We start from the raw sequence: 24,835 nt of genomic DNA on the forward strand, positions 1-24,835 counted from the left end.
CCGGCCGTCACATTCACAAGAAGCAGGAAGAGGGAGGGTTCACCGACATGGCTCGACTGACTGTCGACAACGGAACGCTGGTCGTGGAGATCGAGGGCCTGGACAAGCTCTGGGCGATCAAGAGCCGGATCGAGATACCGCTCGCCAACGTCCGTGGCGCGACCGCCGATCCGGGCGTCGCCTCGGAGCCCAAGGGCGTCAAGGTCGGCGGTACCCAGTGGCCGGGGCTGATCACGGCGGGGCGGTTCCGCCGCCACGGCGAGCTGGTGTTCTGGGACGTGAAGAACCCGGCGAAGGCCGTGGTGATCGAGCTCGCGGACGAGCAGTACGCCCGGGTGATCGTCGAGGTGGAGGACCCGCGCGCCGCAGTGGCCCTGGTCGAGGGCGCACTGCGGCCCTGAGCGGGCGTCAGGCGGGCCGGCCCGGCCCGCCGTCCTGGCCGGGGGACGGCTCGGACGCGGCGGTCTCCGGGTCGCCGCGCCGGGCGGGGCCGCCGGTGCTCGCCGGGCCCGCCGCAGGCTTGGCGGAGGCCAGCGACGCGTCCGCGCGCGGGGTGGCGGCGACGAGGCCGGCCGGCGAGTCCGGGACGGCGGGGAGAGCGTCCGGGGCGAGCAGGTCGGCGCCGGACGGGGTGGCCGCGACGGCGCGCCACCAGAGCTTCGCGGGCGGCGGGTCGGCCGGTTCGAAGGGCTTGCCGGGGCGCGGGACGGCCAGCGTGACGCCGGCGGCGCTCGCGGCGGCCACCGTCCGCTCGGCGGGCTCCTCCCACGGGTGCGGGGCGAGGTCGAAGGTGCCCCAGTGCATCGGGAGCATCACCTTGCCGCCCAGGTCGCGGTGCGCCTGCACGGCCTCCTCGGGCGTCAGGTGGACCTCCGGCCAGTGCTCGGAGTACGCGCCGACCTGCATCATGGTGGCGTCGAACGGCCCGAAGCGCCTGCCGATGTCGGCGAAGCCCGGGAACCAGCCGGTGTCGCCGCTGTGGAACAGTCGGTGCCGCTTGCCCTCCACCACCCAGGACGCCCAGAGGAACTTGCCGGTGGGCCGCGGCCCGCGCGAGCAGTAGTGGCGGGCCGGGGTGGCCGTCAGCTTCAGGCCGTCCAGCTCGACGGACTCCCACCAGTCCAGGTCGACGATCCGGTACGGCTCGACGCCCCAGTGCTCCAGGTGCGCGCCGATGCCCAGCGGCACCGCGAACACCGCGTCGCCCGCCGCCAGCGTGCGGACGGTGTCCATGTCCAGGTGGTCGTAGTGGTCGTGCGAGATCACCACCACGTCCACCGGCCCGAGTTCGGCCAGCGGCAGCGGCACCGGGTGCAGCCGCTTCGGGCCGATCCAGTCGAACGGCGAGACCCGCTCGCTCCACACCGGGTCGAACAGCACCCGCACGCCGTCCAGTTCGGCCAGCACGGTGGCATGGCCGAGCCAGGTCAGGCGCAGCCCGGACTCGGGCGGGGCGGACAGCTCGGCCGGCAGCAGCCGGTGCACCGGCACCGCGGCGGCGGGGCTGCGGCGGCCGCCGTCGGCACCCAGCCTGGTGCGCATCAGCGCCAGTGGGGTGTGGCCGTACGCCAGCGGGCGGGTCGTCACCGGGTTGCGGAACGAACCGTCCACGAAATGGGGCGAGTTGGACACCTTCTGCCACCGGTGGCCGCGCGGGTCGGCGCCGAACGCGTCGGTGCGCAGCCGGTGCCAGCTCTCCCGCGGGAGCGTCCGGTACGAGCGCTTGACGTCGCGCAGCAGGAGCCCGGCCTCGGCGGCCAGCTCACCGGCGCGGAACAGCCAGGAGACGGGACGGGACAAGGCACCTCCACGGTAGAACACCCGAACGGCGGCATGCCGGGGCGGCGGAACGCGGTTGCGCTCCGCGCGGGTCGACGGCAGGGCTGCGCTCCGCACGGGTCGACGGCAGGCCGGACGGCGTGGCCCGGACCGCCGGGGAATCCGGCGCGGACGACGCGCCCCGAAACTGGACATTACCGTCCTTATCGGCCGAAACATGCCGAACGGATCTCCGGCGCGCCGCTCGGCCCCACGCGCACGGACCGCCCCGGGGTGCGGGACGGTCCGTGCGGGAGGAGGGAAAAGCGCCGGTCAGGCCCGGTAGAAGCGGGTGATGGTCTCGGCGACGCAGTGCGGCTTGGCGCTCGCCTCGCTGGAGATGGTGAACCGCACCACCGCCTGCACCCCGCCGGGCACCTCCTCGGCCGACACCAGCACCGCCGTCGCCCGGACCGCCGTGCCCACCGGCAGCGGGGCCGGGAAGCGGACCTTGTCCGAGCCGTAGTTGAGGGCCATCGCGATGTTCTCCACCGCGTAGCACTCCTTGGCCAGCACCGGCAGCAGCGACAGCGTCAGGTAGCCGTGCGCGATCGTCCCGCCGAACGGCGAGTCCTTGGCGCGCTCCGGGTCGATGTGGATCCACTGGTGGTCGCCGGTCGCCTGCGCGAACAGGTTCACCCGCTCCTGGTCGACGGTGTGCCACTCGCTGGTGCCCAGTTCGGCGCCGACGGCGGCGGTCAGATCGGCGAGCGAGGCGAAGGTCGTCACGGTGCGCTCCACAGGTGCGACGGGGCAGGGGACGGCCCGTCCGGGCCGTCCCGCAGAGTATGCCTACTCGCCGGTCACATGTCAGTGGGGTCCGAAACTCCCGGTCAGGGCGCGAGGTCGGGGACCAGGCGCCGGCCGGAGACCAGCTCCGGGGTAATCGCCACGTACTCCGGGCCCGGCTCCGGGATCCACGGCCGCAGGCCGTCCTGCTCCAGCGCGGCCCGCTCGTTCGCGTCCCGCACCACCTCGGCGCGCCCGTGCACCAGCACGCTCCAGCCGCAGCGGCCCGCCGGGTCGAAATCGTCCACCTGGAACGCCGCCACCGTGCCGTCCAGCGCCCGGGCCACCCGGGTTCCGGTGCGCAGCGCCAGGATCAGCCGGCCGTCCTCGGCCAGCCGGAACGCCACCGGCAGCACCGCCGGAAGCGCATGTTCGGTGTACACCACGCGCCCCAACGGCACGGCGCCGAGCAGGCGCAGGCACTCGGCCTCGCTCAGGGTCTCCACCCGGTCGTCTCGGTCCATAAGGACGATGGTGCCCCGCCCGAACCGGCCACGAACAGGGCCCATGGTCCCTGAGCTGGGGCTCATCGGGCCGAATTCGGCCCGCGCCGGCACCGCTCGGCGATACCTTGGCCTCCGGCCGCCGCACACACAGGTGGCCGGATGTGTGCGCAGGCGAGGGGGCGGTACAGGTGAGCGGTGGCATCGAACTGGTGGTGATCGGCGCGGACGGCGGACCCGAACGCGGCCACGGCGGCTCCGCCCGCGCCGCCGACGGCGCCCGGACCCTCGCCGCCGCCCTGCCCGGCCGCACCTTCGACGCCGGCACCCGCGGCAGCACCGTCAGCCACCCGCCGGCCGACGCCGACGCCAACACCCTGCTCACCGCGCTGCGCCAGGCCGCCGCCCGGCCGGCCCGCTGGCTGGTGGTCTGCCTGCTCGGCCAGCTGATCGCCGACCCGCGCGGGCGCCGGGTCGCGCTGGTCACCGCCGGCTCCACCCCCGACAACGCCTACCGGCGCGGCCTCGCCTGGGACTGGATCACCAGTGCCATGGTGCACGGCGAGCAGGAGGAGACCCTGCTGATCGTCGACGCGGTCGCCGACCGCGACACCTGGGCGGCGCTGCTGCGCGAGGACGGCGCGGGCGAGTTGCTCGGCCACTCCCGGGTGCCGCTGTGGGGCCGGATCGGCCGCTGGAGCGCGGGGCGGCGCGGGCGGGACGGCGTGCTCCCCGGCGCCGAGGGCTCGTTCAGCTGGGCGCTCGGCCGGGTGCTGGAGCACGGCGTGCCCGGCGCGCCCGCGGCCGTCGGCCCGCTCGACCTCCAGCCCGCCGTCGAGGGCCAACTCGGCTGGGGCGAACCGGCGTCCACCGGCGAGGCCAGACTCCTGGTGCCCCGTGACGGGGGGAGACTTCTGATGCGCAATCGGGCCGCCGTGCGCGGAGCGCTCGCCGGACTGCCGCTTTCCGATGAACTTTTGGCGGTTCTGTGGCGAGAAAGTGCCCCAACGGATCCGCCTTCCGCGTAAGGTCAGGACGTCCCCGGGTGTTGCCGTGCCGGGGCAGGTTGGCGAAGAATCGACCTCCGAGCGGCTCGGAATCACCACAGGGGACGGCAGACGATCCGCGGTCCGGACCCGCCACAGGTTCGACTGCGACAAGGTGGGGCTATGCGGCAGCGCGGAATTCCGGTGCGCCCTAAGGGAGTTGGGATCGGCGGGTTGCTTCTGCCATTCCTGCTGACGGCGCTGACGGCGTGCGGCGCCACCGACAAAGGCTCCGCCGACCGCCTCGGAACCCCCTCCTCCGGCCTGCCCCGGGCCACCGCCACCGGCGGGGCGAGCGGCGGCCCGAGCTACCGCCCGGTGCCCGACCAGGGCGCCCAAGGGCTGGAGGCGAACAGCGCGGTGACGGCCTATCAGTCCTGGTGGGACGCCCGGGTCGCGGCGTTCGAGCGATCGAATTCGGACGGAACCGCGCTCGGCCAGTACGCCACCGGCAACGCGCTCAGCGAGGCCCTGCTCTCGCTCACCCAACTGCACGACGCCAAACTCGTGATGACCGGCGCCCCGAAGACCTCACCCATCGTCAAAGAGCTCGATCTGCAGGCAAATCCGCCCACCGCGACGATCGAGGACTGCCTCGACGTCAGCGGCTGGCACCAAGCGGATGCCGCCACCCTGCAGATCAAGGATCCGCAACAGCGGCTGACCCGCTACCCCGCGACCGCCGTCCTGAAGAGATACGGAAACCGCTGGCTGATCGCCGACTTCACCCGTGAGGTGACCAAGACATGCTGAACTCCGCCTGGCGCGCTGCGCTCTGTGTACTGACCGGAATCGGACTGACGGTCGCGTTCGTCCCCTCGGCGAGCGCCGACGTGGCGCCGTGCGCCGACGACATCATCTGCACGGGCATCCACGTACCCGGCAGCGACGGCACCCCCGGCGGCGGGTCGGCCGGCGGGGGCGGCGACTCCGGCACCGAGACCTGTAGCTGGAACGGCCAGACCGTGCCCTGCTGGCGCGACGACCTGGGCTGGTTCTCCAGCGGCTGCTACTACCGCCTGGCGAAGCCCCAGCCGCTGGAGAGCGAGGACGTCTGGGACGGGAAGACCAGCAAGGACGGCGCGATCTACGACCGGGCCTGCCTCGGCAACGAGGCGCCCGGCTCGGTCTTCCTCGCCCAGGCCCCCGGCCCGATGAAGCCCCCGACGCCCCGTCAACTCGCCTTCGACGCCCTCGACCAGATCAAGCCCGCCAAGCCCAAGCTGCACGCCGCCCCGCAGACCGACGCCGTCGTCGGCTCCCCGGTGTGGTTCTGGTTCGACGCCAACCAGCCGACCTCCGGCCCGATCAGCCACTCCATCCAGGGCCCCGGCTACGTGGTCACCACCACGGTCACCCTCAAGCAGGTCGTCTGGACCATCGACGACGGCCCCGCCGGCCACCGCACCCAGGAATTCACCTGCGCCGACCCCGGCACCCCGTTCGCCGCCGGGCAGACCCCCAGCTGCAGCCACATCTTCACCAGCAGCTCGGCCGGCATGAAGGACCACGTCTACACCGCGCGGGTCTCCCTGGTGTGGCGGGTCACCGCCAAGACCTCCACCAACGTCGACATCGACATGGCGGACTTCACCTGGCGCAGCGAATTCCCCGATGTGACGCTGCAGATCCCCGTCAACGAGGTCCAGGTACTGAACTGACCGGCCCGACCGCCCCACGCCGGATCAGCATTGACGTTCCATCACGAGTGAGAGGCCGCGAAGCGGTGGAGAACCGAAGCATGCCGACCCCGCCGCGCCGCCTCGGGGCGCGCCGGCGCAGGCCCGCCGTGCTGGCGATGGCAGCCGCGCTGATCGCCGCCGGCGGACTGGGCGGTGCGGTGCTGTACAACAGCAGCGGCCAGCGGATCGCCGTCCTGGCACTCGCCCGCGACGTGCCGATGGGCCAGGTGATCAGCAACGACGACCTGGTGGTCGCGCACATCGCCGGCGACCCCGCGCTGCACCCGCTGGACGCCCGCGACCTCGAACACACCGTCGGACTGCGCGCCACCACCGACCTCAAGCGCGGCGCCCTGCTGGTCAAGTCCGACCTGACCAGCGACCCCGCCACCCAGCCCGGCCAGCAGATCGTCGGCGTCGCCGCGAAACGCTCCCAACTGCCCGCCACCCGGCTCCAGCCCGGCCTCCAGGTGCTGATCGTCTACACCCCCGACAGCGCCAAGACCGACGGCACCACCCGTACCCCCGACACCATGACCGCCACCGTCTCCGCCGTCGGCCGCACCGACACCGACGGCACCACCGTCATAGACGTCGCCATCGGCCCGAGCGACGGCCCCCGGCTGGCGTCCTGGGTGGCCGGCGGCAAGTTCCAGGTGATCCTGGCCCCCCGAAACGCCGGGGGCTCCTGATGACCGTGGTGGCCGTCCTCGGCGGGCCGGGGGCGCCCGGGGCCACCAGCAGCGCCCTCGCCCTGCTGCTGTCCTGGCCGCTGCGCCCGGGCCGCCGGGTGCTGCTCGCCGAGTGCGACCCGGACGGCGGCGCGATCCTGGCCGGCGCGCTGGAGGGCCGCGTCGACGCGGTGTACGGACTGCGCAACCTGGCCGTGGCCGACCGGCGCGGACTGCTCGCCCAGACCCTGTGGGAACAGCTGCTCGACGTCTCCCCGCAGGCCTCCGGCGAGCGCCTGCTGCTGCCCGGACTCACCGATCCCACCCAGGCCCCCGGGCTCGCCTACACCTGGGAACCCCTGGTGGAGGCGCTGCGCGCGCTCGAACCCGAGGGCTACGACGTGATCCTCGACCTCGGCCGCTCCGGCGCGACGGGCCCGATGGCGGTGCTCGCCCGGCGGGCCGACGTGGTCGCCGCGACCGTCCGCACCACGCTGCGCGGGCTGTCCGCCGCCCGGCCCCGACTGGCCGCGCTGCGCGAGGACCTCGACACCAACGGCACCGGCTCGGACAGCCTCGGACTGCTGCTGGTCGCCGAAGGCCCCTACCCCGACCACGAGGTGTCCCGGCAGTTCCAGCTGCCCGTCCTCGGCACCCTGACCCACGCGCCGCGCACCGCACGGGTGCTGTCCGACGGCGGCGACACCACCGACCGCCGGTTCATCCGCTCCGAGCTGATGCGCACCGCCCGCACCACCGCCGACCGGATCCAGCACCACGCCGAGGGCCGCCGCCGACGCCTGGGCCCGCACGACCCGCAGGGCCGGCCGGCACCACAGGCGCAGCCGCAGCTTCCGCCGCAGGCCCAGCAGCTCGCCGCACAGGCCCAGCGCCCGCCGCAGCACCTCCCGCCCCAGGTGCAGGCGCAGCCGCAGCCCGGCCCCCAGCAGCCCCCGGCGCAGCAGGCGTACCCGGCGCAGGGCGGCCCCCGCCCGCCGATGCCCCAGCAGCCCGTACCCTCCCAGCAGATGACGCAGCAGCAGATGACGTACCCCCAGGCCCCGCAGCCCGCAGCCCCGTTCACACAGCCGATCGCGCAGCGGACCGGGCAGCCGCCCGCGCAGCCGACCGTGCAGCCGCCGCAGCAGCCGTTCGCGCCCGGGCCGGTCGGCGGCCGCCCGGAGCGCCCGTACCCGCCGCAGGGCCCGCACGTTCAGGGCCCGCACGTTCAGACCCCGCACGTTCAGGCCCCGCCCGGGCAGTCGCCGCCGATGCAGCCGCAGCCCGGTCAGCCGCTGCTGCCGCCGCCGCAGCGTCCGCAGCCGGGCGGGCAGTTCACCGGAGAGTGGCCGATCCGGGTGGAGAGCCCGCCGCAGATCTCGTACACCGCGCCGTACATCGCGCCGCCGGTGGTGCCGCAGCCGCCCGCGCCCGCGCCGTTCCCCGGGCCGTTGCCCGGGCAGGACGACGGGCCCGAGGACGGCCGGGGGGAGGCGCACCGTGCGCGCTAACCCGTACCAGGGGCCGCCGCCCCAGCAGCCCGGACACCCCGTCAACGGACAGGTGGTGTACGGCGGTTCGGCGGACGCCGCCGGCCTGCCGTGGGCCCGGCCCGCCGTCCCCGCGCCGATGCCCGCCGCGCACGTGCCGCCGCACGTCCCGCCGACCGGGCCGGTGACGCCGGTGCCGTCCGGCGTGCCCGCGCTCGCCGCGGCCGGCGCGGTGCCGGCCGTGGACCCGCAGGTCGCCCGGGAGTTGAAGCGGCAGGTCGCGGCCGAGCTGCACCAGCAGCTGTCCCGGCTGAACGAGGCGTCCGGCACCGAGGCCGACCGGGCCACCCGACGCCAGCGCGGCCGGGCCCTGATCGAGGAGGCGGTGGCCCGCTGGTCCGACGCGTACGCGCAGGCCCACGGCATCCCGCCGACCCGCGACCAGGACCGGGCGCTCTCCGAGGCCGTCTACGACCTGCTGTTCCGGGCCGGCCGCCTCCAGCCGTACCTGGACGACCCGGAGATCGAGAACATCCTGATCAACGGCTGCGACGACGTGTGGGTCTCCCGGGTGCACCAGCCGCTGCGGCAGGTCCCGCCGGTCGCCGACACCGACGAGGAACTGATCGAACTGCTCCAGGACCTCGCCCGGCAGCACGGCGGCGGCGAACGCAGCCTGTCCACCGCCAGCCCGATGCTCGCCCTGCGCCTGGAGGGCGGCATGCGCCTCCAGGCGATGACCGAGGTCACCCCGCGCCCGTACGTGGCGATCCGCCGCCACCGGGTGGCCAGCGCCAACCTCCGCGACCTGGTCCAACTCGGCACCGTGGACACCACCTTGGCCGCGTTCCTGGCCGCCGCGATCCGGGCCCGGAAGAACGTGATGATCACCGGCACCCAGGGCGTCGGCAAGACCAGCCTGCTGCGCGCGATGGCCGCCGAGATCCCGCCGGACGAACGGATCGGCACCCTGGAGTCCGAGTTCGAACTCTGGCTGCACACCCTCGGCCACCTCCGCCAGGTCGTCCCGATGGAGGCCCGCGAAGGCAACGGCGAACGCGTCGACGGGCGGATGGCCGGCGAGCTGACGATCGGCGAACTCATCCCCGCCGCCCTGCGGATGACGCTGTCGCGGATCATCGTCGGCGAGGTCCGCTCCGGCGAAGTGGTCCCGATGCTGCGGGTGATGACCAACGGCGAGGGCGGCTCGATGTGCACCCTGCACGCCCGCGGCCCGCACATGGTGGTCGACCGGATCGCCGAACTCTGCCTCGAGTACGGCTCCCACATGACCGACAGCCTGGCGTACCGCCTCACCGCCAACGCCATCGACTTCATCGTGCACGTCACCATGGTCGACGAGACCGCCGTCGGCGGACGCCGCCACCGCTTCGTCTCGCACGTCCTGGAAGTGGCCGGCCTCGGCGAGTCCGGACGGCCCGCGATGAACACCGTCTTCGGGCCGCGCCCGGAACTCGGCGAGGTGCGGGCCGTCCCCGTCACCACGCCGCACTGCCTGGACGACCTGCGCCGGGCCGGCTTCGACGCAGGGCTGCTCGCCTCCCCGTACGGGACCTGGGGCGCGCCGCTGAACCTGCGGATCGGGGGGATGCGCTGATGCTGCTGTACGTGCTGTGCGGACTGTTCACCGCCGGCGGACTGGTGGCCCTGGTCGCCGGACTGACCGGACGGCAGGCCGACCCCGACGAGCGGGCCAACCCGCTGGAGGGACGCCTGCACACCCTCTGGTACGGCGCGCCCGGCACCGCCTCGCCCGGCATCGCCCGACTGCGCCGCATCCAGCTCGCACTGGCCCTGCTCGGCGGCCCCGCCGGCTGGCTGTTCACCGGCATCCCGCTGGTCGCCCTGCTGGTGCCCGCCGCCGTGTTCGGCCTGCCCTGGCTGTTCGACGCCACCCGCTCCGACACCCGCCGGATCGAACGCCTCGAGGCGCTCGCCGAGTGGACCCAGCGCCTCGCCGACGTGCTGCTGCTCGGCGTCGGCCTCAACCAGGCCATCGTGACCAGCCGCCGCACCGCACCCGCCGCCCTGGAGACCGAGATCGCCGACCTCGCCGCCCGCCTGCAGGCCCGCTGGCGCCCCGAGGACGCGCTGCGCGCCTTCGCCGACCAACTCGCCGACGCCACCGCCGACAAGGTGCTCGGCGCGCTGCTGCTGCGGGCCGGCGACAGCGGCCCCGGCCTGGCCCGCGCCCTCGCCGACATGGCCGAGTCGGTGCGCGAGGAAGTCCGCCAGCGCCGCACCATCGAGGCCGACCGCGCCAAGCACCGCACCACCATCCGCTGGATGGTCGGCATCATCCTGCTGGTGATCGTGCTCGGCTCGTTCAACTCCACCTACACCGCGCCCTACACCACCGGCATCGGCCAACTCGTGCTCGGCGGCGTCGCGGTGGCGTTCGTGCTGGTGATCGCCTGGATGCGCTCGCTCGCCTCGTACACCCCGCTGCCGCGCATCCTGGAACAGGACCGCCGCTCCAAGGCCGGCCGGATGCCCGGACAGCGCACCGCCGAGGACAGCGCCGACACCGACGACACCGACCCGCTGGTCAAGGGAGCCCGATGATCTCGCCCTGGGCCGTCCTCGCCGGCGCCGCCGCAGCCGGCGGCCTCGCCCTGCTGCTGGCCGAACTCCGGCCCGCCCCACCGGACCTGGGCCAGGCCCTGGACCGGCTGCACCGCACCCCCGAACCGCGCCGGGCCACCGAGGAGGACCCCGCCGACCCCTGGTACGACCGGATCGGCACCCGCACCCTCGAACTGCCCGGCGTGCGCATCCCGCACCAGGAACTCGCCCTGATCGGCCGCAGCCCCGCCCGATTCATGGCGCACAAGGTGCTGTTCGCCGTCCTCGGCCTCGCCCTGCCCGGCTACTTCGCCGCGCTGGCCGCGCTGTTCGGCAACGGACTGCCGCTCGCCGTCCCGCTGCTGGTCGGACCGCTGCTCGGCGCACTGCTCTGGTTCGTCCCCGACGGCATCGTGGCCGGCGAGGCCAAGGAGGCCCGCACCGAGTACCTGCACGGCATCGCCGCCTACCTGGAACTCGTCGCCCTGGAACGCGCCGCCGACTGCGGACCCGCCGAAGCCCTCCGCCGGGCCGCCGCCGTCGGCCGCGGCACCGTGTTCCGCCGGATCCGCGACGCCCTGGAACGCGCCGCCACCGACCGGCTCCCACCCTGGGACGGACTCGACACCCTCGCCCAGGAGTTGGGACTCACCCCGCTCCAGGACGTCGCCGACATCATGCGGATCTCCGGCGTCGACGGCGCCGCCGTCTACGACACCCTGCGGGCCCGCGCCAAGAGCCTGCGCGGCGAACTGCTCTCCGAAGAACTCGCCAAGGCCAACACCGACAGCGAACGGATGGTCGCACCCGGCTCCGCGCTCACCCTGCTGATGACGGTCCTGATCGTCTTCCCCGCGCTCTACCAGATGCTGACCGTCCAATGACCCCACCGCCGGCACCCCCGTCCCCCGCACCCCCCGTTCCCGCACCGGAGAGCACACCATGAACCGAATCCGCGCCCTGGCAACGGCAGTTCTGCTGCCGCTGCTGTTCCCCGTCCACCTGCTGCGCCCCGTCCTCGAATTCCGCCTGGTCAAGCTGCGCGCCGCCCGGGCCTCCGGCGACCGCGGCGCGATCAGCATCGAACTCGCCCTCGCCGTCATCGTGCTGGTCGCCATCGCCGGCGCCGTGGTCTACGCGATCACCCAGCTCGGCACCAGCGTGAAGGACAAGATCCCGAAGAGCGTCCCGGACGGGGGCACCGCCCCGTGACCCACCGCCCGCCCCGACCCGTCGCCCGGGCCGTCCTGACGGTCCGGCGGCTGCGCGGACGCACGCTCGACGTGGGAGCGATGTCGATCAGCCTCGCCATCGTCTTCCCCGCCGTGCTGTTCGTCATCCTCCTGGTGGTGCAGGCCGGACTCTGGTGGTACGCCGACCAGGCCGCGCTGACCGCCGCCCGGGAGGGCGTGGACGCCGGACGCGTCAACGGCGCGCACGCGGACGACGGGCCGAGGCGGGCCCAGGACTTCACCGACCGGCTCGGCGACCTGGCCCGGCTGGAGAGCATCCGGGCCGACAGCGGCGACCCCGACCTGTACCGACTGTCCGTCACCGTCCACCCGGCGTCCGTGCTGCCGTTCTTCGACCGGCTGACGCTCACCAAGACCGCCAGCGCGCCCCGGGAGAAGTTCGTTCCGCAGGGGCAGCCGTGAGCGACCGGATGAAGGACGACCGGGGATCGTTCGCGATCGAGGCCGCGATACTCGTGCCCGTGGTGCTCGCCTTCGCGCTGATGGCGGTCGCCGCCGGGCGCGTCCAGAGCACCGGCGCGATCGTCGACGCCGCCGCGCGCTCCGGCGCGCGCGCCGCGTCGCTGGCCCGCACCCCCGAGGGCGCCCGGCAGGCGGCGGCGGACGCCGTGAAACAAGCCCTCGACGACCGCGGCGTCCAATGCGCGACCGAGCCCGTGGGGGAGCCCGAATACGGCATCCTGAACACCGAAGGCGAACCACTGACCACCATCACCGTCCGGGTCTCCTGCACGGTCGCGTTCGGCGACCTGATGGAACTGGACGGCCTGCCCGGCCACAAGACGCTCACCGGTACATTCACCTCCGTGGTGGACCGCTACCGGGGGCACTGAAACCGCGTTTGGGGGGAGGGACCGTGAACGAACAAGGCGTGAACTGCCGTGACCGGGGCAGCATTTCGGTCATGGTCGCTGTCACCGCCGTCAGCCTGGTGGCCGTGGTCGGCCTGGTCCTCGACTGCGGCGGCCGACTGCGCGCCGTCGAACGGGCCGACGCACTCGCCCAGGAAGCCGCCCGGGCCGGCGGGCAACAGCTCGACGTCGACGCGCTGCGGGCCGGACAGGGCTACCGCTTCGACCGGGCCGCCGCCGAACGGACCGCCACCGCGTATCTGCGCGGCCACGGCATCAAGGGCGCCATCGGCTTCCCCGGGCAGGGCGACCTGCAGACCTTCAGCGTCACCGTCGAAACGGACTACCCGACCTCGCTGCTCGGCCTGGTCGGCATCACCAATCTCCCCGTGCAGGGCCACGGCAAGGCCACCCTGGTACACGGCATCACGGAAGGGACGACCGGCTGATGGCCGCGCGCGGAGCCGACGACCAGCACCGCAAGGGCCGCCAGGGGCGGCGACCGCACCCCGGCGGCACCCCGCCCGTGCACCTCCGCCCGGGCGCCCGACGACCCGGCGCCGGCGGCTCGGTGCTCGCCGCACTCGGCTCGCTGCTGGCGCTGGCCCTGCTGCTGCTCGGCGTGCCCGCCCTGCTCGGCTACGGCACCGCCACCGTCGCCGCGATGGGCAACCCGTTCGGCCGTGGCCTGCTGGAGGCGCTCACCAGCCCCGACGACGGCAGCCTGTTCCTGTGGCTGCTGGTCGCCGTCGGCTGGCTCGGCTGGCTGTGCTTCCTGATCTCCGTCCTGATCGAGATCCCCGCCCAGCTGCGCGGCCGGGTGGCCCGCCGGCTGCCCGCCTTCGGCTGGAGCCAGCGGATCGCGGCCGGCCTGGTCGGCTCCGTGCTCGCCCTGCTCCCGGTGGCCGGCTCGGCCTTCGCCGCCACCCCCGACCTCGGCGAACGCCCTGCCGCCGTCGCCCAGTTGACGGCCTCCCCGGCCCTCGCCGCGCTGCCCGCCGCAGCCCCGGCCGCCGCGCCCGACGCCGACCCGCAGCAGCCCACCTACACGGTGCGCGACGCCCGGCCCGCCGACAGCCTGTGGTCCATCGCCGAACGCCAACTCGGCTCCGGCGACCGCTGGACGGAGATCGCCAAGCTCAACGCGGGCCGCCCGATGGACGACTCCGGCACCCGCTTCGACGCCGACCGGCCGATCCAGCCCGGCTGGCAGCTGCTGATGCCCGGCGACGCCAAGCCCGATGCGACGGCCGCCGGCACGAGTGCCGGAGCCGGGAACACCGTCGCCGCCGGACCGGTCCAGAACGCCGCCGTCACCCCGGCCGGACTGACCGCGGCCGCCCACGCCACCGTCACCGTGCACGCCGGCGACTCGCTGTCCTCCATCGCCAAGCGGGAGTTGGGCGACGGCGACCGCTGGCCCGAACTGTTCGACGCGAACAAGGGCGTCACCGCCCCCGACGGCGAAAAGCTCACCGACCCGGACGTGCTCGCCCCCGGCATGGTGCTCGCCGTCCCCGGCGCGCAGCCGCCCGCCGCCCAGCCGCCCGCCGGCCAACTCCCCGGGCAGCAGCCGGCCGTCCCGCGCAGCCACGCCCCCGAGCGGCCGGAGCCCGACGAGCAGGCCGGGGCCGTCCAGACGCCCGCACCGGCCCAGACGCCCGAGCAGGCGCCCACGCAGGCGCCCGCGCAGCCCCCGGCCGGGACGCCGACCCAGGAGCCCGCCGGGACGCCAGCCGCCGAAACGCCCGCCGCCCAGACCCCGGCCGCCGAGTCGCCCGCCGCCCAGACGCCCGCGCCGCAGGACAGCGCACCCGCCAACCTGCCCGCCGTCCGCGACCAGCAGGCGCAGCACGGCGACGACTACACCGTGCCGCTGGCGGTCTCCACCGTCGGCGTGCTGATGGCCGCCGCCCTGATCGCCCTGGTCGCCCGCCGCCGCACCGACCAGCAGCGGGCCCGCCGCCCCCGGCACCGGATCGCCCTGCCGTCCGCCCCCGCCGGGCACTTCGAGGCCGAACTGAAGGCCCGTCAGAACGACGGCGGCCTGGAACTGCTCAACCGCGCACTGCGCACCCTCGGCCGCAACACCGTCCGCGGCGACAAGCGGCTCCCCGCCCTGGTCGCCGCCCGGATCACCGCCGCCGGCACCGTCGAACTGCACCTGGCCGCACCCGCCGTGCCGATCGCCCCGTTCCGGGCCGCGCACGCCCCCAACGTGTGGTGGTGCCCCGACGACTCCAACGAGCTGCTGTCCGCCGGACAGGCCGCCAAGTACAGCGCCCCCTACCCGGCGCTGGTCACCCTCGGCAACAGCCCCGACGGCTCCACCGTCCTCGCCGACCTGGAGACCGTCCGGCTGGTCCACCTGTCCGGGCACCCCGACGACGCCGACGACGTGCTGCGCACCCTCGCCGTCGAACTCGCCCACAGCCCGCTCGCCGACCGCCTCCACCTGCACCTGGTCGGCATCGCCACCGACCTGCCCGCCGCCGGCCCCGCCACCGACCGGGTCCACCACCACGCCACCCTGGAGGCCGCGCTCGCCGCACTCGGCCCGCGCACCGCCAAGGCCCGCGCCACCCTGGTCGCCGCCGAGGCCGGCAGCCCCCGCGAGGCCCGCAGCCGGGGCAGCGCCGACGAGGCCTGGGTGCCGGAGATCGTGCTCTCCGCGCAGCCGCCGTCCGGCACCGTCCCCGCCGAACTCGGCCGCCTGCTCGACGGCCGCCCCCGCACCTGCCTGGCCGTCCTCACCCGCGCCCCCGAACGCGGCGCCGGCCCCGTCGCCCGCTGGACGCTCCCCGCCACCGGCCAGTCCACCCTGCCCGGCCTGCACCTGAGCGTCGAACTCCAGCGCCTGAGCCGCGAACAGTACGACCAGCTCGGCGAACTCGTCCGCGCCTCCGGCGACTTCACCCAGCACCCGGCCCCCGACTGGACCCTCGACGGCCCGCACAACGGCCCCGAGGACGAGGAGGAGATCCCGCTCCCCGCCATCCCCGCGCTGGCCACCGTCGGCGCCGCGATCGCGACCCACCCCGGGCTGCTCGGCTTCGACTCCGAGCCGCTCCCCGCGCTGTCCGAGCGCTCCCTCGGCCACGCCTCCGACCGTGTCTCCGAGCGCACGTCCGAGCGGGTGGACAGCACGCTCGACGCCCGGCTGATCGCCCTGCTCGGCGGACCGGGCGGCGCGCAGCAGCACCTCACCGACGCACCGTCACCGCTCTCGCTGGCCAAGCCCGCGGCCGACAGCGACCCCACCGGACCGCGCACGGCGGCCCGGGTCGTCCCCACCGGCAGCAGCCCGTTCGCGGGGCTGGTCCCCACCGCCCCCACCAACCCGTACGCCATCACCCCGGTCACCCCCGTGCTGCCCGCGCCCGCCGCGCCCGTCGCCCCCGCCGCGCCGGCCTCGCCCGGTGGACCTCGCCATGCGGCCAACGGTCAGGCCCGCAAGGCCACCACCCCGCCGCACGGCACCCGCGTCGACCCGCGCCTCGCCGGGTACTCCGCGCCGGAGACCACCGACCCGACCGACGCCACCGGTGTCGTCGACACCACGGACGACACCGACACCGCCGAGCTCCCGCCGGTGAAGGCCGACCCGGAGCCGGCCGCCGAGGGCACGCAGTACTTCGAGCTCCCGCCGGTCGGGGCCGCCCCGGAGCCGGTGGCGTCCGAACTGCCGCCCGTGCAGGCCGACCCGGAGCCGCCGGTGACGGAGAAGGCGGTGACGGAGAAGGCGCGGTACCTCGAACTCCCGCCCGCCCCGGCCGTCCCCGAAGCCCTCCCCGAGGTCGCACCGGCTCCCGTCGCGCCCGCGGTGCCCGAGCCCGCGCCGATCCACGACCAGGCGGAGGCGCCCGACCCGCACGCCGTGACCGTCGCCGCCCGGCCGTCCGCCCGCCCCGGAAGCACCGCCTCCCGGACCGACAGTGACGACCTGTTGGCGATCCTGCGCTCCCCGGAGGCGCACCACCTGCGCTCCGCGCCCCGGATCCGGCTGCTCGGACCGGTGGACGTCCTCGGGGTGGCCGGGAGCATCGACCCGGCCGGCCGACCCCGGCTGACCGAGCTCGCCGCCTACCTGGCGCTGCGCCCGGGCACCGAGCACTCGGTGCTCGACCGGGACATCCACCCCGGCGCGGCCCACCTCGACCCGAAGGCCACCGCGGAGCGCCTCGCCGAGCCGCTGCCCGTCAAACTCGCCGCGCTGGCCGCCTGGTTGGGCGCCTCCCCGGAGGGCCGCGACTACCTGGCCGCCGAACCCGCCGAGACGTACACGCTCGCGCCGACGGTCGGCTGCGACTGGGACGAGTTCCGCAGCCTGTACCGGCGCGGCATGCGCTCCACCTCCACCACCGCGGACGCGGCCCTCGCCCACGCCCTCGCCCTGGTCCGCGGCGCCCCGTTCGCCGAGGCCCCGGCCGGCACCTACGCGTGGGCGGAGACCGAACGCCAGGACATGCTCGCGGCGATCGTCGACACCGCCCACGAACTCGCCGCCCGCCGCCTCCAGTACGGCGACCACCGCACCGCCGAAGCCGCGATCTTCCGCGCCCTCGCGGTGGCCCCGGACGTCGAACTCCTGCACCGCGACCTCTTCTACGCCTACGCCTCCGCGGGCGCCCGCGACCAACTCGTCCGCGCCGTCAACCGCCTCGACGCCCTCAGCCGCCGCACCGGCCGCGACCTCGACCCGGACACGGTCGCCCTGCTGCGCGACCTGCTCACCGGAGGCTGACCGGCGGCCCGGGCCCGCACGTCGTTTGCGCACCTTCGGAAGACGGTGCGCAACGATGTGCGGGCCCGGCCTGCGCCATACTCGCTACGCGCCGGGCCCGCGCACATGGGAGGCTCTCGCTCATGCAGCAGACGCCCTACGACGAGCACCGCGCCACCTACACCCGGCAGGCGCTGGCCCGTCTCGTGCTCTCCGACCACGCCACCGACGTCGCGGACAGCGCGGCCGGTCTCGTCGGCACCCGGCACGACGCCGACACCGGATTCGGCGGTCGGGTCAGCCAAGCCAAGCAGCTCGCCGAGCAGGTCGAACGAGCCCTGGTCTCGGCCGTCGTCTACGAAGTCGAACGCGGCAGCTCGTGGGCGCAGATCGGGGACTACCTGGGCGTCGGCGCCGACGAGGCACGGGAGCGGTACAGCCCCGCCCTCGACGCGTGGAACACCGCACTCGAGGAGCCCTACCGGCTCGACGAAACCGGTCGCAAGCGCATCCCGCAGCTGCCCACCGCGGCCTACGACCCGGCCTGGGCGTGCAGGCAGCTCGACGGGTGGGCCTTCCTGCGCCACATCGGCATCGACGACCGCCACGCCGTCAGCGCCGGGCTCGTCCGGTCCGGCGCCGCGGACGAGCCGGACCCGGCGACCGATCACTGACGCGTCGTGACCGTTTCGGCGACGGCGCCGGGCAGCCAGTCGGTGGTCCGGGAGAAGGCGTAACCCAGCTTCTTCGCCCGGGAGTTGCTCATGGCGTACGGCCGGTCGAAGGAGAACGGCGACGCCTCCTCGCCCGCCGGGACGGTCCGGAGGACCGGCTCCCGGCCGAGCTGCGCGGCGACGGCCGCGATGAGGTCGTGGACGTCGAGCAGACCGTCCGAGCAGGCGTTGACCGGGCCGGTGAAGTCGGCCTCGACGGCCCATCGCAGCAGGTCCGCCAGCTCCTGGTAGTGGACGAAGACGGTGGGCAGCGCGTCCGCGTGCACCACGATCGCCCGGCCGGCGGCGACCCGCTCCACGTAGTGCGCCAGCCGGCCGGTGAACTCCCGTGCGCCACCGCCCAGTACGTGCGCGCTGCGGACGGCGACGAAGTCGAACCCGGCGCGGGTGAACACGGCCTCCGCCTGCCGCTTCCCCTCGGCGTAGTGCGCCGCCCGGAACGCCTCGTCCCCCCAGGGCAGGCCGAGGTCCACCGGCCACCCGGCCGGATCCACGCTCTCCTCCGCCACCGGCGTCCCGACCGGTGGCGCGCCGGTCGCCGGGTCGTAGACCTCGATGGTGGAGGTCATCACGTACCGTCGGGTCCGGCCGGCGAAGACCCGGGCGGCGACGGCGGCCTGAACAGGGGTGTAACAGACCTGGTCCACCACGACGTCGAACACCCGCGCCCCGAGCGCGGCCGTCAGCGGGGCCTCGTCGTTCCGATCGACGGCCAGGTGCTCGACGCCGTCCGGCGGCCGGGTCGAGCCGCGGTTGATCACCGTGACGTGGTGGCCGGCGGCGAGCAGCCGCTCCACCAGGAGCTTTCCGAAGTACCGGCTTCCACCGATGACGCAGATCTTTTGCATGCGCCCATCCTGCGGGCCCGTCGACACCAGAAGAAGTCCCTACTCGGTGAGCCGGTGTGAAGAAGAACTGTTGACCGCCGGGAGTCGGCAGGACGGGTCCTCCCGGGGCCGGGCGGGTTGCGTATCGTCGGTGCGACAGTTGCTCGTACGGTCGGGGGTCGGGTGCGCATCGCGGATCTCGCTGGATGGGACCGGGACTTCCCGGTGAAGTACCTCCTGGTCAAGGAGGACGAGGACGGCGTGGAACAGTTCTGGGGGAGGTGCGCGGGCGTCGAAGGGCTGTTCGGCGAACCGGTCCCGCTGCCACGGGAGGTCCTCACCCTCCGCGGATGCCGCCCCGACGGTCCGCTGTGCGAGCTCCTGGCCGGGCCCGACGCCTCGGCACGGAGTCTGGGCGAGGTGTGCGTCGAGGTCTGGGACGACGAGAGACCCGTGCAGTGGTGGACTCTCGTCGACGCGGTGGTGGTGGCCCATCAGCCCTGTCCGGCCGACCCGGAGCGCCGGGACATCGTGCTCGGCGCCGGCGTCAGGAGCGAGGAGAGCTTCCTCGGACTGCCCGCCGCGCCGCGCTTCGAGCTCTTCGCGGGAACGGCGACGGGAGACACGGTAGGCGCAGGCCGGTGCTCCGCCGTCGACGGCCTGTTCGAGGAGCGGGCGGCCCCGGCGCCCGTCCCGTTGGAGCTGATCGGCTGCGAACCCGCGGAGCCCCTGCTCGCGGCGCTGCGCCGACCTCGTCGGACGGAGCGCGACTGGGTAGAGCTCCTGGTGCTGGATCGACACGGCGCCGTGATGGCCTCCCGTACCCTGGGCCTGGCCATCACCGGAGCACGACCGTCCGTGCTCGGCGGCACGCTCGTCGACATCACCCTCACCGACGGCGGCAGCGACCGCCCGTCACCGGCGGCCCGCCCGATCTGGGCGCACTGGTACCAGGGCCCGCCGACGGAGCCCAACCTGTGGGCGCCGTAGGACTCGTGGGGCAGGGACGTGTGGCTGGACCTCACCGCCCGTGGCCGGCGGGTGCCCGAACCCCGACCGGACCGGTCCGGTGGCGTGCACCACCTCGACGGCCGGTTCGTCACGGACGTCCCCGGGCTGCACTGTGCGATGGCCGAGGCCCTGCTCGGACCTGGCCGCTACTTCGGGCGGGAGTGGAACGCCTTCAAGGACTGCCTGGGCGGTGGCTTCGGCGTGGCCCCGCCCTTCACCCTGACCTGGCACGACTCCGAAGTGGCACGCCGCGCCCTGGCGGACGTCGTGGAGGATCCGGCGGGCCGGCTCCCCTACTTCGAGGAGATCGTGCAGCTCCTCGAACGGTGGGGTGTCACCGTCGAGCTCCGGTAGGTCGCATGCATCGGCCGTTCGCGGGCCGTCCTGACGTGCCATCATGTCGCCCATGCGCCTCTCCGATGACGGAGCCGTCGCGGCCTCGCGGCTCGTCCTGATCGACGAGTTCGAGACCGACGACGGCTACGCGTTCGTACCGGTCCGCCCACTGTTCCTGGCTGCTGGTGACCGTATCGAACTCGCGGGCCAGAAGGCGGAGTTGGTCTTTGTCGACGGCGCGCGGCGGCCGTTGGCGGGTGGGTGGGAGACCCGGTGCCGGGCGGGGGTCAGGAGACGTTGAGCGCCAGGTCGTCGAGGACGAACGAGGTCTGCTTCTGGTAGTCCTCGGTGCCGGTGAAGGTCAGCGTCACGCTCTGGCCCGCGTAGGCGGAGAGGTCGACGGTGTGCTGGGTGTAGCCGGTGTTGTGGTCGAGGTTGGAGTGGGTGGCGACGGCGGTGCCGTTGGCGGTGACGGTGAGGGTGTCGTAGGCCGTGGTGGTCGTGGTCTCGGCGGTGTCGACGTGCAGCCAGTAGCTGAGCGACGCGGTGCAGCCGGCCGGGACGGTGACGGTCTGGGTGAGCGTCTCGGTGTGGGCAGTGCCGTAGCCGTCCAGCCAGACGTCCCAACTACCGCTGTGCGCGGGCTCGGAGCTGGTGTTGTTGAGGGTGCCGGCGGTGCCCGTCCAGGGGCTCAGGGCGCCGGTCTCGAAGCCGGGGTTGCCGAGCAGCTGGGCCGGCGTGCAGTTGCCGGTGGGCGGCGGGGTGGTGCCGCCGGTGCTCGGGACGCGGTTGAAGTCGGCGGTGAAGGTGGACTCGATGCCGGAGATCACCCCGGGGTCGGAGACGATCAGGCCGAGTTCGCGGTTGTGGTTGAGCGAGTTGTCGGAGAAGTTCTCCGAGCCGGCGAACACCTTCGCGGTCGAGGTGCCGTAGTCCGCGACGATCGCCTTCGCGTGCACGTAGAAGCCGGTGCTGCTGGTGTACGTGGTGACCTGTCCGCCCGCCGCGGTGACCTGGTTGAACTGCGCGGTGTACTTCGCGGCGGTGTCCTCGGCGACCACCCGCACCGCCACGCCGCGCTGCGCGGCCGCGACGACCGCGTTGACCAGCGCGGTGTCGCCGAACTCCTCCTCCTGCACGTCCAGGCTGTGCTGGGCGCCGTTGATCAGCGCGAGCAGGCGGTTCTGCGAGTCGGTGGGCGACCAGACCAGGTCGGTGCCGTCGGACGGGGTGATCGCGGTGTGCGCGTAGTCCGCGTTGAAGACCTGCTCGATGGCGGCGACGTCGGCCGGGTCGGTGTCCAGCACGCCGTAGTCGCGGGAGGTCGAGTAGTAGGTGGTGTCGAAGTTGCCGGTGGAGACGTACGAGGTGGCGCCGTCCACCGTGATGGTCTTCTGGTGGGTGTACGTGAACGTGGAGGCCGAGTAGACCACGCTCACCCCGCCGGCGGTCAGCGCGGTGTACGCGGCGCTGTTGACCGAGCTGTGGTTGGGGTCCATCACCACCCGGACGTTGACGCCGGCCTTCTGACGGTTCACCAGCGCCGTGGTGAGGGTGGTGTCGCGCAGCTCGTAGATGGTGACGTCGACCGACTTGTTGGCCGAGTTCACCAGGTTGTAGATGGCGTTCTCGCCCTGGTCCGGCAGGACCACCAGGGTGTAGGTGCCGGTGGCGGCGTGCCCGGCGGTGACCGGGGCGAGCGCGGTGGCGGCGACGGTGGCACCGGCGGCGAGGGTGCGCAGCAGGCGGCGGGTGAGGCTCATGGCAGGGCTCCAGCTGTCGGGTGCACGTACGGAAGTGACGCGCGTAGCGCCGCCCAGTAAGGCACGTCCTGACGGCCGATCAGAAGAGTCTGGACATGACAGATCGCTGAACAGGAATACTTTTACCGGGACCCTGACAACCGTTGACCGGACGCTCCGACGTGCGTTCGCCCGGCCGCCCGGATTCGCGCGAAGGTTCGATCCCGGTTGCCGGACGGCCCGTCAGCTGCGCTTTCACCCTTACGAGTTACCGGGTGGCGTCGGCCGCGGCCTCCAGGGCGGTCAGGTCGAGCCTGGTCATGTCGAGCATCGCCGTCGCCGTCCGCCGGGCCCGCTCCGGGTCGGGGTCGTTCAGCAGTTCCAGCAGCCGGCGCGGCACGATCTGCCAGGACAGGCCGTAGCGGTCCTTCAGCCACCCGCACTGGCCGGGCTGCCCGCCGTCCGCCGTCAGCAGCTCCCAGTAGCGGTCCACCTCGGCCTGGTCGTCGCAGTCCACCTGGAGCGAGACCGCCTCGTTGAAGGTGAACACCGGCCCGCCGTTCAGCGCCCGGTACTCCCGCCCGAACAGCTCGAACGACACCAGCATCACGCTGCCCGCCGGGCCCGGACCGGCCTCCGAGTAGTGCTTGACCTCGGTCACCCGGCCGTCCCGGAACACCGAGAGGTAGAACGCGACCGCCTGCTCGGCCTGGTGGTCGAACCACAGGAACGGGGTGATCTTCTCCGCCATCGGGAACGCCTTTCGTCGCTGTTCGGGGCCGGGCCGGTTCGGCACCTGCCGCACCGACGCTAGCCCCGCAGGCCCGGCGGGGTCGGGCGGCGCTCCGGCGGTGCGGCAGGTCGGGGGACGGGCCCGCCGGGGGCGGGGAAGGGGGCGGGGAAGGGGGCGGGTTCGGGGGTGGGTCGGGGACGGGTTCGGGAGCGGGGACGGAGACGGGTTCCGGGACGGGTTCGGGGACGGGGCGGAGTGGGGAGGGCGGGGCGGTGCCGGCCGTGGCAGAGTCGGGGCCATGACGCTCCCGGATCCCGGCACCCCGCCCGCCGCTGCGCCGGCGCCCCTCGCCGGTCTGCCCAGCGCTGCCGAGCAGGCCGAGCACGACCCGGTCCAACGCGGGCTCGCCGCCCCGCTGCTGACGGAGTTCGCCGACCGCCTGCACGCCGTCGCCCCGGTGGTCGCACTCTGGGTGCACGGTTCGCTGGCGCTCGGCGACTACCGGCACGGCCGCAGCGACCTCGACCTGATCGCCGTCCTGCCGACCGCGCCGGGCAGTCGGCTGCGCATCGAACTCTCGATCCTGCACCAGGAGTTGATCGCCGAGCGGTCGGCCGCGGAGAAGCTGCACTGCACCTACCTGCCGCAGGACGCGCTCGCCGACCCGGCCACCGACCACTTCACCTTCGCCCAGGGTGAGCCGATGGACCGACCGGTCACCCCCGTCACCCGGCGCGAACTCCTCGACGGCGGCATGCAGTTGGCCGGCGCCGCACCGGCCGCGCTGCTGCCCCCGGTGAGCGACCGGGAGCTGCACGCGCACCTCCGCGCCGACCTGCGCACCTACTGGTACCCCGTCACCGGCCGCCCGGGCCCCTGGCAGCACGACATCTGGGTGGACTTCGGGCCGATCACCACCGCCCGCGCCACCGTCGCGCTGCGCGAGAGCCGCCTGGTCACCAAACGCGAGGCAATCGCCCGACTCCCGTCCCTGGGCGCCCCGCCCGACCTGGTCGCGGACATCGTCGCCCGCCGCTACGGCACGCCGCCGCCACTCACCGCCGAACGCCGCGACCAACGCGCCGAGCAGGCCCGGCTGTTCACCCGCGCCGCGATCGAACGGGCACTGGAGTGAGCGGAGTTCGGCGAGGTGCGTGGCCTTGCGGCCGGCCGCACCTCGGATTCGGCGCCCGGCCGGCCCTGGGGCATCCCCCGGTCGAGGTACCCGGCCGATCTCTCGTCCGGCTCCGCCGGTCGGGCTCTGCTGGTCCGGCTCCGGCTCCGGCTCCGGCTTCGGCTTCGGCTTCGGCTTCGGCAGCCGAGCCCGGAAAGCCGGGAGGGGAGTGGCCCGGTCGCGCCCGCTTCGGCGACCGCCGCAACGGGCTGCTGCTACCGGGTGCCCCGGCGGGGCCGGGAAGCGATCGCGAGGTGCTGCGCCCGGCCGCTCGGGGTGAAGAAAAAGTTCCCCCGAGCGGGTGATCCGGTGTGGGGCGGTCGACACTCGTCCGGTGTTCCGGCCGGTGGGTGACGGATCGTCAGGCGGGATCGTCAGGCGGCTTCGGCGAACAGCGCCGTGAGCTTCGGCAGGCGCGTCGCGGTCTGCTCGGCCGTCCACGGCTCGCCGGCCGGGTCGGCGACCAGCGGACTGTCGTGGCCCTGGGCGAGCATCGCCTCCTCCAGCCCGTCCTCGTTGCCGGTGAGGGCCTCCCAGGCGTCGGCGGCGCAGTAGTCGAGCTGCTCCCAGCCGGGTACCTCGCGCTCGGGCAGGGCGGCCAGGCGACCGAACTCGGGGTGGTCGGCGAGCGTGTCCGGATCGTCCACGGCCTGCCGGTAGGCGTCTTGGCCGAGGCCGACCAGCCAGGCGTGGAAGTACCACAGGGCGTCGTCGCTGAGACGGCCGGGCGCCACCAGCTTCGCCACGGCGACGGTGGCCCGGGTGTCCAGCGGGGCCCGCACCTCGTCCAGGCGCAGCTGGAACTCCAGCACCTCCTCCAGCGGCAGTTGTCCCAGCCGCTCGACCAGCAGCTTCGTGCGGTCGCATGGGGAGGCGGCCTCGCCGGTCGACTCCACCAGTTCCCAGAAAACACTCAGGTCCATGCC

At 74.1% G+C, this 24,835-nt stretch carries 26 protein-coding genes; 19 read left to right on the plus strand and 7 right to left on the minus strand.

What is annotated here, in order from left to right; all coding sequences use genetic code 11:
• Window positions 1–47 precede the first annotated feature (47 nt).
• Window positions 48–401 carry a hypothetical protein gene (locus ACIQF6_RS04090; protein WP_400889832.1) on the plus strand — a complete coding sequence of 118 codons (354 nt, stop codon included), beginning with the start codon at window positions 48–50 and terminating at the stop codon, window positions 399–401.
• A gap of 7 nt (window positions 402–408) precedes the next feature.
• On the opposite strand, the gene ACIQF6_RS04095 is transcribed toward ACIQF6_RS04090, so the two are convergent.
• The 3 genes from ACIQF6_RS04095 to ACIQF6_RS04105 all read right to left on the minus strand — a co-directional run bounded on the left by ACIQF6_RS04095 (window position 409) and on the right by ACIQF6_RS04105 (window position 3,071).
• Complete coding sequence (locus ACIQF6_RS04095) at window positions 409–1,740, minus strand: MBL fold metallo-hydrolase (protein ID WP_400890117.1); 1,332 nt, start codon at window positions 1,738–1,740, stop codon at window positions 409–411.
• A gap of 351 nt (window positions 1,741–2,091) precedes the next feature.
• Window positions 2,092–2,547 (minus strand): MaoC family dehydratase, encoded by a 456-nt coding sequence (locus ACIQF6_RS04100; RefSeq protein ID WP_400889834.1) that lies wholly within the window; start codon window positions 2,545–2,547, stop codon window positions 2,092–2,094.
• A 104-nt stretch (window positions 2,548–2,651) separates the two neighbouring features.
• The gene (locus ACIQF6_RS04105) at window positions 2,652–3,071 is read right to left on the minus strand and encodes a pyridoxamine 5'-phosphate oxidase family protein (protein WP_400889836.1); all 420 of its coding nucleotides are present in this window, start codon (window positions 3,069–3,071) and stop codon (window positions 2,652–2,654) included.
• Window positions 3,072–3,241: 170 nt separating this feature from the next.
• On the opposite strand from ACIQF6_RS04105, the gene ACIQF6_RS04110 reads away from it, so the two are divergent.
• The 14 genes from ACIQF6_RS04110 (at window position 3,242) to ACIQF6_RS04175 (ending at window position 18,026) form a co-directional block, all read left to right on the plus strand.
• A complete protein-coding gene (locus ACIQF6_RS04110) occupies window positions 3,242–4,078 on the plus strand; it encodes a hypothetical protein (protein ID WP_400889838.1) in 837 nt (278 codons plus the stop codon).
• Between the two features lie 141 nt (window positions 4,079–4,219).
• The gene (locus ACIQF6_RS04115) at window positions 4,220–4,849 is read left to right on the plus strand and encodes a hypothetical protein (protein WP_400889840.1); all 630 of its coding nucleotides are present in this window, start codon (window positions 4,220–4,222) and stop codon (window positions 4,847–4,849) included.
• Window positions 4,843–5,757 carry a hypothetical protein gene (locus ACIQF6_RS04120; RefSeq protein WP_400889842.1) on the plus strand — a complete coding sequence of 305 codons (915 nt, stop codon included), beginning with the start codon at window positions 4,843–4,845 and terminating at the stop codon, window positions 5,755–5,757. Before ACIQF6_RS04115 ends, ACIQF6_RS04120 begins: the two co-directional genes overlap by 7 nt.
• 80 nt (window positions 5,758–5,837) lie before the next feature.
• Window positions 5,838–6,470 (plus strand): SAF domain-containing protein, encoded by a 633-nt coding sequence (locus ACIQF6_RS04125; RefSeq protein WP_400889844.1) that lies wholly within the window; start codon window positions 5,838–5,840, stop codon window positions 6,468–6,470.
• Window positions 6,470–7,960 (plus strand): hypothetical protein, encoded by a 1,491-nt coding sequence (locus ACIQF6_RS04130; RefSeq protein WP_400889846.1) that lies wholly within the window; start codon window positions 6,470–6,472, stop codon window positions 7,958–7,960. Before ACIQF6_RS04125 ends, ACIQF6_RS04130 begins: the two co-directional genes overlap by 1 nt.
• On the plus strand, window positions 7,950–9,557 hold the full coding sequence (locus ACIQF6_RS04135) for a CpaF family protein (RefSeq protein ID WP_400889848.1): 1,608 nt from the start codon (window positions 7,950–7,952) through the stop codon (window positions 9,555–9,557). Before ACIQF6_RS04130 ends, ACIQF6_RS04135 begins: the two co-directional genes overlap by 11 nt.
• On the plus strand, window positions 9,557–10,525 hold the full coding sequence (locus ACIQF6_RS04140; protein WP_400889850.1) for a type II secretion system F family protein: 969 nt from the start codon (window positions 9,557–9,559) through the stop codon (window positions 10,523–10,525). Before ACIQF6_RS04135 ends, ACIQF6_RS04140 begins: the two co-directional genes overlap by 1 nt.
• Complete coding sequence (locus ACIQF6_RS04145) at window positions 10,522–11,409, plus strand: hypothetical protein (protein WP_400889852.1); 888 nt, start codon at window positions 10,522–10,524, stop codon at window positions 11,407–11,409. The genes ACIQF6_RS04140 and ACIQF6_RS04145 overlap by 4 nt, the downstream gene beginning before the upstream one ends.
• Before the next feature lie 58 nt (window positions 11,410–11,467).
• The gene (locus ACIQF6_RS04150) at window positions 11,468–11,737 is read left to right on the plus strand and encodes a hypothetical protein (RefSeq protein WP_400889854.1); all 270 of its coding nucleotides are present in this window, start codon (window positions 11,468–11,470) and stop codon (window positions 11,735–11,737) included.
• Entirely contained in the window at window positions 11,734–12,180 is a 447-nt protein-coding gene (locus ACIQF6_RS04155; protein ID WP_400889856.1) for a TadE family protein, read from the plus strand. The genes ACIQF6_RS04150 and ACIQF6_RS04155 overlap by 4 nt, the downstream gene beginning before the upstream one ends.
• Entirely contained in the window at window positions 12,177–12,611 is a 435-nt protein-coding gene (locus ACIQF6_RS04160) for a TadE/TadG family type IV pilus assembly protein (RefSeq protein ID WP_400889858.1), read from the plus strand. The genes ACIQF6_RS04155 and ACIQF6_RS04160 overlap by 4 nt, the downstream gene beginning before the upstream one ends.
• A gap of 71 nt (window positions 12,612–12,682) precedes the next feature.
• On the plus strand, window positions 12,683–13,078 hold the full coding sequence (locus ACIQF6_RS04165; RefSeq protein WP_400889860.1) for a hypothetical protein: 396 nt from the start codon (window positions 12,683–12,685) through the stop codon (window positions 13,076–13,078).
• Window positions 13,078–17,373 carry a BTAD domain-containing putative transcriptional regulator gene (locus ACIQF6_RS04170; RefSeq protein ID WP_400889862.1) on the plus strand — a complete coding sequence of 1,432 codons (4,296 nt, stop codon included), beginning with the start codon at window positions 13,078–13,080 and terminating at the stop codon, window positions 17,371–17,373. Before ACIQF6_RS04165 ends, ACIQF6_RS04170 begins: the two co-directional genes overlap by 1 nt.
• A gap of 122 nt (window positions 17,374–17,495) precedes the next feature.
• Window positions 17,496–18,026 carry a hypothetical protein gene (locus ACIQF6_RS04175; RefSeq protein WP_400889864.1) on the plus strand — a complete coding sequence of 177 codons (531 nt, stop codon included), beginning with the start codon at window positions 17,496–17,498 and terminating at the stop codon, window positions 18,024–18,026.
• On the opposite strand, the gene ACIQF6_RS04180 is transcribed toward ACIQF6_RS04175, so the two are convergent.
• Window positions 18,020–18,934 carry an NAD-dependent epimerase/dehydratase family protein gene (locus ACIQF6_RS04180; protein WP_400889866.1) on the minus strand — a complete coding sequence of 305 codons (915 nt, stop codon included), beginning with the start codon at window positions 18,932–18,934 and terminating at the stop codon, window positions 18,020–18,022. The genes ACIQF6_RS04175 and ACIQF6_RS04180 overlap by 7 nt on opposite strands.
• A 162-nt stretch (window positions 18,935–19,096) precedes the next feature.
• On the opposite strand from ACIQF6_RS04180, the gene ACIQF6_RS04185 reads away from it, so the two are divergent.
• Genes ACIQF6_RS04185 through ACIQF6_RS04195 form a run of 3 tightly spaced genes read left to right on the plus strand, consistent with a single transcriptional unit; the run spans window position 19,097 to window position 20,561 of the window.
• A complete protein-coding gene (locus ACIQF6_RS04185) occupies window positions 19,097–19,903 on the plus strand; it encodes a hypothetical protein (RefSeq protein ID WP_400889868.1) in 807 nt (268 codons plus the stop codon).
• Window positions 19,904–19,921: 18 nt separating this feature from the next.
• Window positions 19,922–20,278, plus strand: a complete 357-nt coding sequence (locus ACIQF6_RS04190) for a barstar family protein (RefSeq protein WP_400889870.1) — start codon at window positions 19,922–19,924, stop codon at window positions 20,276–20,278.
• A gap of 52 nt (window positions 20,279–20,330) precedes the next feature.
• Window positions 20,331–20,561, plus strand: coding sequence for a hypothetical protein (locus ACIQF6_RS04195; protein WP_400889872.1), 231 nt, complete (start codon window positions 20,331–20,333; stop codon window positions 20,559–20,561).
• On the opposite strand, the gene ACIQF6_RS04200 is transcribed toward ACIQF6_RS04195, so the two are convergent.
• Both ACIQF6_RS04200 and ACIQF6_RS04205 read right to left on the minus strand, forming a co-directional pair.
• Window positions 20,548–22,023, minus strand: coding sequence for a phospholipase D-like domain-containing protein (locus ACIQF6_RS04200; RefSeq protein WP_400889874.1), 1,476 nt, complete (start codon window positions 22,021–22,023; stop codon window positions 20,548–20,550). The two genes, ACIQF6_RS04195 and ACIQF6_RS04200, sit on opposite strands and share 14 nt — an antisense overlap.
• Window positions 22,024–22,270: 247 nt before the next feature.
• Window positions 22,271–22,753 carry a VOC family protein gene (locus ACIQF6_RS04205; RefSeq protein ID WP_400889876.1) on the minus strand — a complete coding sequence of 161 codons (483 nt, stop codon included), beginning with the start codon at window positions 22,751–22,753 and terminating at the stop codon, window positions 22,271–22,273.
• 280 nt (window positions 22,754–23,033) lie between these two features.
• On the opposite strand from ACIQF6_RS04205, the gene ACIQF6_RS04210 reads away from it, so the two are divergent.
• The gene (locus ACIQF6_RS04210; RefSeq protein ID WP_400889878.1) at window positions 23,034–23,870 is read left to right on the plus strand and encodes a nucleotidyltransferase domain-containing protein; all 837 of its coding nucleotides are present in this window, start codon (window positions 23,034–23,036) and stop codon (window positions 23,868–23,870) included.
• A gap of 413 nt (window positions 23,871–24,283) precedes the next feature.
• Here ACIQF6_RS04210 and ACIQF6_RS04215 read toward each other — a convergent pair whose 3' ends face one another.
• Window positions 24,284–24,832, minus strand: coding sequence for a DUF4240 domain-containing protein (locus tag ACIQF6_RS04215; RefSeq protein ID WP_400889880.1), 549 nt, complete (start codon window positions 24,830–24,832; stop codon window positions 24,284–24,286).
• Between the last annotated feature and the right edge of the window lie 3 nt (window positions 24,833–24,835).

Origin of the sequence: Kitasatospora sp. NPDC092948 (assembly GCF_044754805.1) — a bacterium.
Lineage (GTDB): Bacteria > Actinomycetota > Actinomycetes > Streptomycetales > Streptomycetaceae > Kitasatospora.

Bases quoted from the DNA above. Each gene is read 5' to 3' on its own strand.
- ACIQF6_RS04090 (WP_400889832.1), top strand. From the start codon at position 48: ATGGCTCGACTGACTGTCGACAACGGAACGCTGGTCGTGGAGATCGAG.
- ACIQF6_RS04105 (WP_400889836.1), bottom strand. From the start codon at position 3,071: ATGGACCGAGACGACCGGGTGGAGACCCTGAGCGAGGCCGAGTGCCTG.
- ACIQF6_RS04115 (WP_400889840.1), top strand. From the start codon at position 4,220: ATGCGGCAGCGCGGAATTCCGGTGCGCCCTAAGGGAGTTGGGATCGGC.
- ACIQF6_RS04120 (WP_400889842.1), top strand. From the start codon at position 4,843: ATGCTGAACTCCGCCTGGCGCGCTGCGCTCTGTGTACTGACCGGAATC.
- ACIQF6_RS04125 (WP_400889844.1), top strand. From the start codon at position 5,838: ATGCCGACCCCGCCGCGCCGCCTCGGGGCGCGCCGGCGCAGGCCCGCC.
- ACIQF6_RS04130 (WP_400889846.1), top strand. From the start codon at position 6,470: ATGACCGTGGTGGCCGTCCTCGGCGGGCCGGGGGCGCCCGGGGCCACC.
- ACIQF6_RS04140 (WP_400889850.1), top strand. From the start codon at position 9,557: ATGCTGCTGTACGTGCTGTGCGGACTGTTCACCGCCGGCGGACTGGTG.
- ACIQF6_RS04145 (WP_400889852.1), top strand. From the start codon at position 10,522: ATGATCTCGCCCTGGGCCGTCCTCGCCGGCGCCGCCGCAGCCGGCGGC.
- ACIQF6_RS04150 (WP_400889854.1), top strand. From the start codon at position 11,468: ATGAACCGAATCCGCGCCCTGGCAACGGCAGTTCTGCTGCCGCTGCTG.
- ACIQF6_RS04165 (WP_400889860.1), top strand. From the start codon at position 12,683: ATGGTCGCTGTCACCGCCGTCAGCCTGGTGGCCGTGGTCGGCCTGGTC.
- ACIQF6_RS04170 (WP_400889862.1), top strand. From the start codon at position 13,078: ATGGCCGCGCGCGGAGCCGACGACCAGCACCGCAAGGGCCGCCAGGGG.
- ACIQF6_RS04175 (WP_400889864.1), top strand. From the start codon at position 17,496: ATGCAGCAGACGCCCTACGACGAGCACCGCGCCACCTACACCCGGCAG.
- ACIQF6_RS04180 (WP_400889866.1), bottom strand. From the start codon at position 18,934: ATGCAAAAGATCTGCGTCATCGGTGGAAGCCGGTACTTCGGAAAGCTC.
- ACIQF6_RS04195 (WP_400889872.1), top strand. From the start codon at position 20,331: ATGCGCCTCTCCGATGACGGAGCCGTCGCGGCCTCGCGGCTCGTCCTG.
- ACIQF6_RS04200 (WP_400889874.1), bottom strand. From the start codon at position 22,023: ATGAGCCTCACCCGCCGCCTGCTGCGCACCCTCGCCGCCGGTGCCACC.
- ACIQF6_RS04205 (WP_400889876.1), bottom strand. From the start codon at position 22,753: ATGGCGGAGAAGATCACCCCGTTCCTGTGGTTCGACCACCAGGCCGAG.
- ACIQF6_RS04210 (WP_400889878.1), top strand. From the start codon at position 23,034: ATGACGCTCCCGGATCCCGGCACCCCGCCCGCCGCTGCGCCGGCGCCC.
- ACIQF6_RS04215 (WP_400889880.1), bottom strand. From the start codon at position 24,832: ATGGACCTGAGTGTTTTCTGGGAACTGGTGGAGTCGACCGGCGAGGCC.